Source organism: Deltaproteobacteria bacterium (assembly GCA_003696105.1).
In the GTDB taxonomy this organism is placed as follows: domain Bacteria; phylum Myxococcota_A; class Polyangia; order Haliangiales; family J016; genus J016.
In genome coordinates this window covers 1-6,450 of the sequence record RFGE01000318.1, presented here as the reverse complement: position 1 = coordinate 6,450, position 6,450 = coordinate 1, and the positions used below count along the sequence as shown (strand labels likewise).

The following is a 6,450-nucleotide window of genomic DNA, read 5'->3' as shown; positions in this document are numbered from 1 at the left end:
GGCGGCGTTGGCGACTGGCAGTGCACCAGCGGCGCCGCGTGCGCGTCTCGCTCCGACGACATCGGCTACTTCGACGACCTGCACGCCGAGCTCGCGCGCATCGTGCCGATCGATCCGAGCCGCGTGTACGCGACCGGCATCTCCAATGGTGCGGCGATGGTGTATCGGCTCGCGTGCGAACGGCCCGAGCGGTTCGCGGCGATCGCGCCGGTTGGGGGCGCCAATCAGTTTGCGGCCGCGGGGGGCAGTTGCGCCGCAGGAGTCGCAGTGTTGCACATCCACGGCACGGCCGATCCGTGCTGGGCGTACGGCGGCGGGACCGCGGCGTGTGCGCAGAAGGACGGCAAGCGCAAGGTGGGCGTCGACGACACCCTTGCCGGCGCGCGTGTGCGAAATGGTTGCTCCGACACCTGTTCCGAGGAACTGTTGCCCGATACAGCCGATGACGGCATGACGTCGGTGCGCGTGCGCTGGGACGGGTGCACGGCCGCGGTGGAGCTGGTGCGCGTCGATGGCGGCGGCCACACGTGGCCGGGCGGCTGGCAGTACTTCAGCGCGGATCGCGTCGGTCCGGTGACGCGCGACTTCGATGCGGACGACCTGTTCGTGGAGTTCTTCGATGCGCACCCGAAGGCGCGCTGACCTCGCGACGTGTGCAGTCGTGACGGCGGCAATGGCCGCGTTGGCGGGCTGCCCGTCGACGACGGTGTACCGAACTGCGGATCCGGTACCCCCCGGACACTGGCAGGTTGGCGCCGCACTCGGCGTCGGGGCAATGCGCGACTTCGAGCAGGACAGCAGGCTTCCGATCGGTCATGTCGAGCTGTCGGCGCGTCGCGGCGTCGCGCCGGATGTCGACGTCGGCGCCAAGCTGTTCGTCGCCGGCGCGCAGGTCGAGGCGACCTGGCGGGTGGTACGCGGCCGGTGGTCGTGGGCGGTGGCGCCTTCGCTCGCCGCGGCGCGCACGGCGAACACACCGGCTACGGTCGACGCTATCCACGCGTTCGCAGGTGTCGCCGGCATCGCGAGCCGCCCGCTGTCGCGGCGGTGGTCGGTGTCGGTCGGTCCGTTGGCCGGCTGGGGCTTGTTTTGGCCGCGCACCGGCGGCCATGCGCAGGGGCTGTGGCTGGGCGCGTTCGCGGGCGCCGAAGCACGGCTCGGCGCGCGGTGGCGCGTGGCGCCCGAACTGTCGGTGTATCGGGTCGTCGCCGGCGAGGTGCCGATCGCGGGCGCCGCCGTGCAACTGGGCGCTGCGGTGCGCTACGACCTGTGACCCGGGCCGCGCTGCGCCGCGGCTACGCCCTCGCGTGGGGCGGGTTGCGCCCCCGGGCGCCTCCGGCCGCGCGCCGCGAGCGCGCACGGGGCGAATCACGACGCATGCGCCGCTCCGCCGCCGACCGCGCGGCCACCGCCGCCGTCGTCTGCGCCGCGCCTGCACACGTCGGTGCCCGCCCGCGGGCGTGCGCTCGGCGTCGACGGTCCTTGCCGGTGAGCGGAATCGAGACTAGCTGTTTCCGGCAAACAACGCGAGTTGCGGAGCGTTCGCCGTGGAGGGTCCATCAGGGTTCGCGTTGACACACGAAACGAGCTCGCTCAGTAGGGCCCGGTTCGTCTGCCTGCCCTTGCGGATCTCTCTTGCGCCCTGCGTGAGCAGTATTCGATTGCCGGTGGCCGATTCCGGCATGCCTTGGTACACGGGCGCGAACAGGGGCACGCCGAGCTCGAGGCACGCGTTGCCGGCCGCGATACTCCCCCCGCTGCTTCGCGCCTCGATGAGGATCATGGCGTTCGAGAGCCCGCAAATGGTTCGGTTTCGCTGCATAGCGTTGCCGACGCTCCATTTTGCCGACGGAAGGAACTCGCTGACGACGCACGCGCGATCCCAGTCCCACACTTCGCGAAGATCGCGCTTGATTCGGAACGATTGGATACCCTCTGCGAGCACGAGCGTGGTCGTGCCTCCGGCAGCCAGAGCGGCTTTGTGCGCGTGGAGGTCGACGCCAGCGGCATATCCCGACACCACGTTGATCCGGTCCTGTGCGAGCTGCTCGGCGCAGTCCGTCGCCACGCAAAGGCCCTTTTCGCTCGCCTTGCGCGAGCCGCAGAATCCAACGGACGGCTGCTCCAGGATCTCGAGCCGCCCGCGAACAAACAGTAGTGGCGGGGCGCCGTCGTTCAAGCGCGCTGAGAGGCGCCGCGGATAGCTCTCGTCGAATACGCTAATCGCGCCGATCCCCTCGCGCTCGAGCTCCTCGAGATCCGGAGGCTCCGATGCCCGAAGCTGGTCTAGCTGTTGCTCGTTCAGCACACGCGAGAGCAGCGGCTCGTCGTTGATCGCGGCGTCGAGGCTCCGTCCAGCTTGAGTCGACAGCTGACCGATCTTGCGGAGCTTGGCAGCCCCGACGCCGCGGATCGAAAGCAGTCGCATCGAGGCGACCGCGTTTGGCGATATCGTCATGGCTGGCGTCCTCCGAGGTTGTCGTCGTTGCGGCACGTCTTCTCGACGGCGAGACCCAGAACTGCTGTCGCGCCGGCCTCGACCAGGAGCATGCCGACGTAGTTCATCGAAACGCCGGACTGGTACAAGTCGTCGAGCAGTAGCACCGTCTTGCCTTGAACGCTAGACGCGTCGATTCTGATCGTACCATCGAGCTCACGTAGCTTGTCGTCCAGCGAGATGTTCTTCATCTGCTCCCGCGCGCTTACGGTCCGAGCTGCTTCGACCCAGGGCACTCCGGTCTCTCCTGCGATGCGCTCAGCCAGAACAGCCGGCAAGCTGTAGCACTTGTCTGGCGACGACGGCGGCATCGGGACGATCACGTCGATCGTGTCGTAACACGGCATCGAGCGAAGAAACTCGATGCACTCCGCGGCCAACTCGTAGGCGGCCTCGTAGTTGGCCTTCGTCGGTGTCTTGCCGTAGGGCTTGGCCTGCGACCGCAGCCTCCCGATTTTCGTCTGCGGCTTGGACGGATCGCCGTCCTCGCGGTCGTAGTCGAGCGCGAACGAGAGCGCGAGGCAGTCACGAGTTGCGATGAACGCACCGATCGTGTCGATCCAGGCCCGGACAGAATCCAGATCGTCGTCACTGCAACGCAGGTAGGTATACGCCCGCCCACGGGAATCGACGCGCACGCCGATTGTTCTCACGGGACAGCTCTCGTTGCAGAGGTTGCCGAAGGTCTCGGGGAACGGGAACCTCAGCGCCTGGTCGTGAGCGTCGGACGTCGGAGACGGCAGCGCGTCCCAGCCGTCGCGAAGGCGCCATCGCCTCGGCGACCTCCGTATCATCGCCTCGATGCGCTCGCGCGTGATCTGCTCCTGCCGCACTGTTTTCTCCTTCGCCGCCCTGGATGCGTGCGCAACGACTGAACATCCTTGCAGGGACGTATGACAACTGGCGGCCGGTGTTCAGCCCGGACTCACTGGGGCGCTCGCTGCGTGGCCGGACGCGGCGTTGCAGCTGGCAATGTGAGGGAACGCCTGGGGATCGTCCGTAATCGAGATTCCGCCGCGGTTGCAGGCGCGCGCGGTTTCGAGCAAGTACGCGGCGGGATCGATGTCGCGACCGCGCCGCGGTTTCGACAGCGCGCGCTCGCCGAGCCTCGGCGCGTTACGTTGCAGCCACGATGCGTCCGCTGTTCGCGATCTGCGCCCAGAAGCTGCGATGCTGAAAATGGCCACGGCCGCTCACGTCGGGGCGGCCGACGGCTTGGTCAGCCGTTGTGATCAGGTTGTCGAGGGTGTCGCCAACGTGGTCGCGTGTGACGACGACGAGGCCGGCTTTGTGCCGGGACGCCATCACGCACAGGCGGCCGGTCTCGAGGTCGAATGCTGCCGGCTTGATCACGCCAGACAGCGGGTGGACGGCGACGAACACGCGACGTTCGAGCCCTTGCCAGCGTTCGGGAGTGTCGACGCGGACGTCGCGCAGCCTCGACGGAAGCAGTCGTTGAATGGCCGCGTTCATCGAGCGGTGCGTGGCGGAGATGCCGATGTCCGCGGGGACAAGCTTCCTGCGGCGTTCGCCCGGCCGATCGTCGTCGGCGATCACCGCTTCGGCGCCGCGGTCGAGCACGCGCTCGACGACGCGGATCGCGAGGGCCGCGAGGTCTTCGTCGACCTCCATGGGCGCGCCCTCGGGCGGCGTCGCGAGCGTCACCGCCACGACCGAGCCGGAATCGAGGAGATCGATGGCACGGTCGAGCACATCCGCTTTCTTGGCGCGCGGCGCGATGATGCGCCGGTCGCCGGGCGCTGCCCTATACACGGTCGATCCTGGACAAGCCAAGCGCGACGAGCGCCTGAGACAATCGGGCAAGCTCGTCGGCTTCGAGTACTTTGATCAGCGCTTTCCGTTGCAGCCAACGACGTTTTTCTACGACTGGTTGTACGCCACCGCCGTATCTGCGGACCGAAGCCTGCTCGCGCAACTGTGTCGCTACGAAGCGTTCACTGACATCGAGTTCAACCCGAAGAAGTCCCTGAACTGTCAGGCCCGCAGCGCCGCGCTGTGCGTTGCTCTAGCCCGGCAGCGGGCGTTGCCCGCCGCGTTGAACTCACCCGAGGAGTTCCGCAAACAAGTGTGGGAGAACCATCGGGTGCAGCAGAATCTGTTCTAGCGCTTCGGCGATTGGCGTCGAGCCGGCGATGTGTCGATGCCTTTGCTACACGCCGATCAGTCCACCGGGAAGGTCAGCGTGGGGCGGCGCCGCTCATAGGCAGCGGCCACGAGCTCGTTTAGCGCGGTCACTACGCCGCGAGGTAATACGGACGCGAGAAGATCCATGCCCCCGGCAACGTTTCGTTCGAGGAGTCCGCGGAGGTCGGCTTTGAGCACGACGGCTGATCTGTGCAGCAGGTAGGCATCGTCGAGCAGGCCGAGCAACGGCCGTCCCTCCGTCATCGGTACTAGATCGTGTTCCTTGACGAGATAACTGATGACCGTGCGAAACAAGCGCTTCGCGCGCATGGGTGCGTCCGGCTGCTCGATGGCGTCGTTGATCGACAACAGCAGCGCGGGCATGGCTTGGAGCGTCGCGCGAATGTGCTCGCCGGCATCCTCCGGCAGCCGCGCGTCTGCAAGCAGACGCCGGAGCCGCCCGCTCTCCTCGGCTTCTCGCACGACCTGCTCGATCCCGACTGCGAAGACTCTCGTCAGCGACACGTGCCCCCCTTTGTTGCCCGACCTGATCGGGAGTATACCAGCCGCTGCGGCTGCCATGCCGGGAGCTTCGGGGGGGTGCAACATGAGGTTGCTCCGGGGCGGAGGGGCTCGTGGCCCGTGTTCTGCGATCCGATGGAGGCGCGGGGATGGTGTCCAGTGACTTCGGTGGGCGCATGACCACAAGACGCTGCGCATGTGTGGCCGGAGCGAGGCCCGATGAGATGTCGGTGATCAGGGGGCGTGTGTCTGGCGGCAGGCTCGTTCGAGCTGATCCAGGAACGCCGGTTCGTGGACTTCGTCGACGTGTCTGTTGTTCCAGAGCCCGGAGCTTCTGACGCGTTCGCGGTCGCAATAGCGACCGAGCCACGTCCGCGAAGGCGGATCGATGACCGTCCGGTCGTAGTTGCTGAGCAAGGCGATCGTGTTTCGTTCGATGTAGCCGCGGAGGCTGCGAGGGCCGGGAGGATCGTCGACGTCGACCCAGACGAACGGCATCGCGCGGATGTGCTCGCTTACCGCACGCTCTACGGGGAGTTCACTTGCGACGACGTTCTCGCGCGGTTGGTCGAGTCGCTTGGCGGCGTCGGTGAGGCTATTGCAGACTCCCCAGCTCGCGCATTGTACGGAGTCCCTGCGGATCAGGGAAGCGCCCACGAGAAGCCGGAAGATCGAGCCCCTGTGGTTTCCGCCACCCGTGCTGACGGCGCCGCGGTGTTGGGATAGCCGACCCCACAACGATGCTTTTGAGCTCGACGTAAGGGCGTGTGTGCCGACGCGAACCAACCGCGGCCCGTGCCCCGTGTCCGATCGCTCTTCGCCGTCCTCGAAGAAGAAATACACCCCGCGCCTGGGCCACGCCGCGCGTTTGGTGCAGTTCGACAGGCGCCGCCTGCCGCCGAGCCGCTGCTCGAGCTCCGCCAGGATGTCGTACAGGCGACGAAGATCGTCAAGTCTGGTCATGGTTCGTCGTCAAAGACATGCACTCGGTCTCGTTCATGGCATCACCTCGAAGACGTATGCGGCGCCCGCGCCAAGCGTCGTGCCGATCGTCTTGCTCGATGCGCTGACCACCAACACGTCGCCGGCGAGCCCCCCGTGTCAATAAAGGATGAGACAGCGGGCCATGGAATTGAATGTAGGAAGCGAGGGGGCGTAGAAAGGCAGAACCGTGCCCAAACCCAGAGACCACAAGACGGAAGTGATAGCGGCCGCGGAGAACGACCGCCGCCAGCGCCGGCGTTTCAGCGCCGAGGAAAAGGAACGCATCCTGCGGGAGGCTGACG

At 66.9% G+C, this 6,450-nt stretch carries 8 protein-coding genes; 3 read left to right on the top strand and 5 right to left on the bottom strand.

From position 1 onward, the window contains the following. Nucleotides 1-642 (top strand): polyhydroxybutyrate depolymerase (locus D6689_19870; GenBank protein ID RMH38227.1); only part of this gene is annotated, 642 nt, incomplete at its 5' end. A gap of 133 nt (nucleotides 643-775) precedes the next feature. Then, nucleotides 776-1,273, top strand: coding sequence for a hypothetical protein (locus D6689_19865; protein ID RMH38226.1), 498 nt, complete (start codon nucleotides 776-778; stop codon nucleotides 1,271-1,273). Nucleotides 1,274-1,504: 231 nt separating this feature from the next. Here D6689_19865 and D6689_19860 read toward each other — a convergent pair whose 3' ends face one another. The 3 genes from D6689_19860 to D6689_19850 form a co-directional block, all read right to left on the bottom strand. Beyond that, on the bottom strand, nucleotides 1,505-2,458 hold the full coding sequence (locus D6689_19860; GenBank protein ID RMH38225.1) for a DNA-binding protein: 954 nt from the start codon (nucleotides 2,456-2,458) through the stop codon (nucleotides 1,505-1,507). After that, a complete protein-coding gene (locus D6689_19855; protein ID RMH38224.1) occupies nucleotides 2,455-3,330 on the bottom strand; it encodes a hypothetical protein in 876 nt (291 codons plus the stop codon). The genes D6689_19860 and D6689_19855 overlap by 4 nt, the downstream gene beginning before the upstream one ends. Nucleotides 3,331-3,613: 283 nt before the next feature. After that, a complete protein-coding gene (locus tag D6689_19850) occupies nucleotides 3,614-4,210 on the bottom strand; it encodes a hypothetical protein (GenBank protein ID RMH38223.1) in 597 nt (198 codons plus the stop codon). Nucleotides 4,211-4,220: 10 nt separating this feature from the next. Here D6689_19850 and D6689_19845 point away from each other — a divergent pair, with 10 nt between their 5' ends. Further along, nucleotides 4,221-4,622 carry a hypothetical protein gene (locus D6689_19845; GenBank protein ID RMH38222.1) on the top strand — a complete coding sequence of 134 codons (402 nt, stop codon included), beginning with the start codon at nucleotides 4,221-4,223 and terminating at the stop codon, nucleotides 4,620-4,622. 56 nt (nucleotides 4,623-4,678) lie between these two features. On the opposite strand, the gene D6689_19840 is transcribed toward D6689_19845, so the two are convergent. Both D6689_19840 and D6689_19835 read right to left on the bottom strand, forming a co-directional pair. Next, nucleotides 4,679-5,167: a hypothetical protein gene (locus D6689_19840; GenBank protein RMH38221.1), complete on the bottom strand. Its 489-nt coding sequence runs from the start codon at nucleotides 5,165-5,167 to the stop codon at nucleotides 4,679-4,681. 231 nt (nucleotides 5,168-5,398) lie between these two features. Then, nucleotides 5,399-6,127, bottom strand: a complete 729-nt coding sequence (locus tag D6689_19835) for a hypothetical protein (protein ID RMH38220.1) — start codon at nucleotides 6,125-6,127, stop codon at nucleotides 5,399-5,401. Nucleotides 6,128-6,450 lie beyond the last annotated feature (323 nt).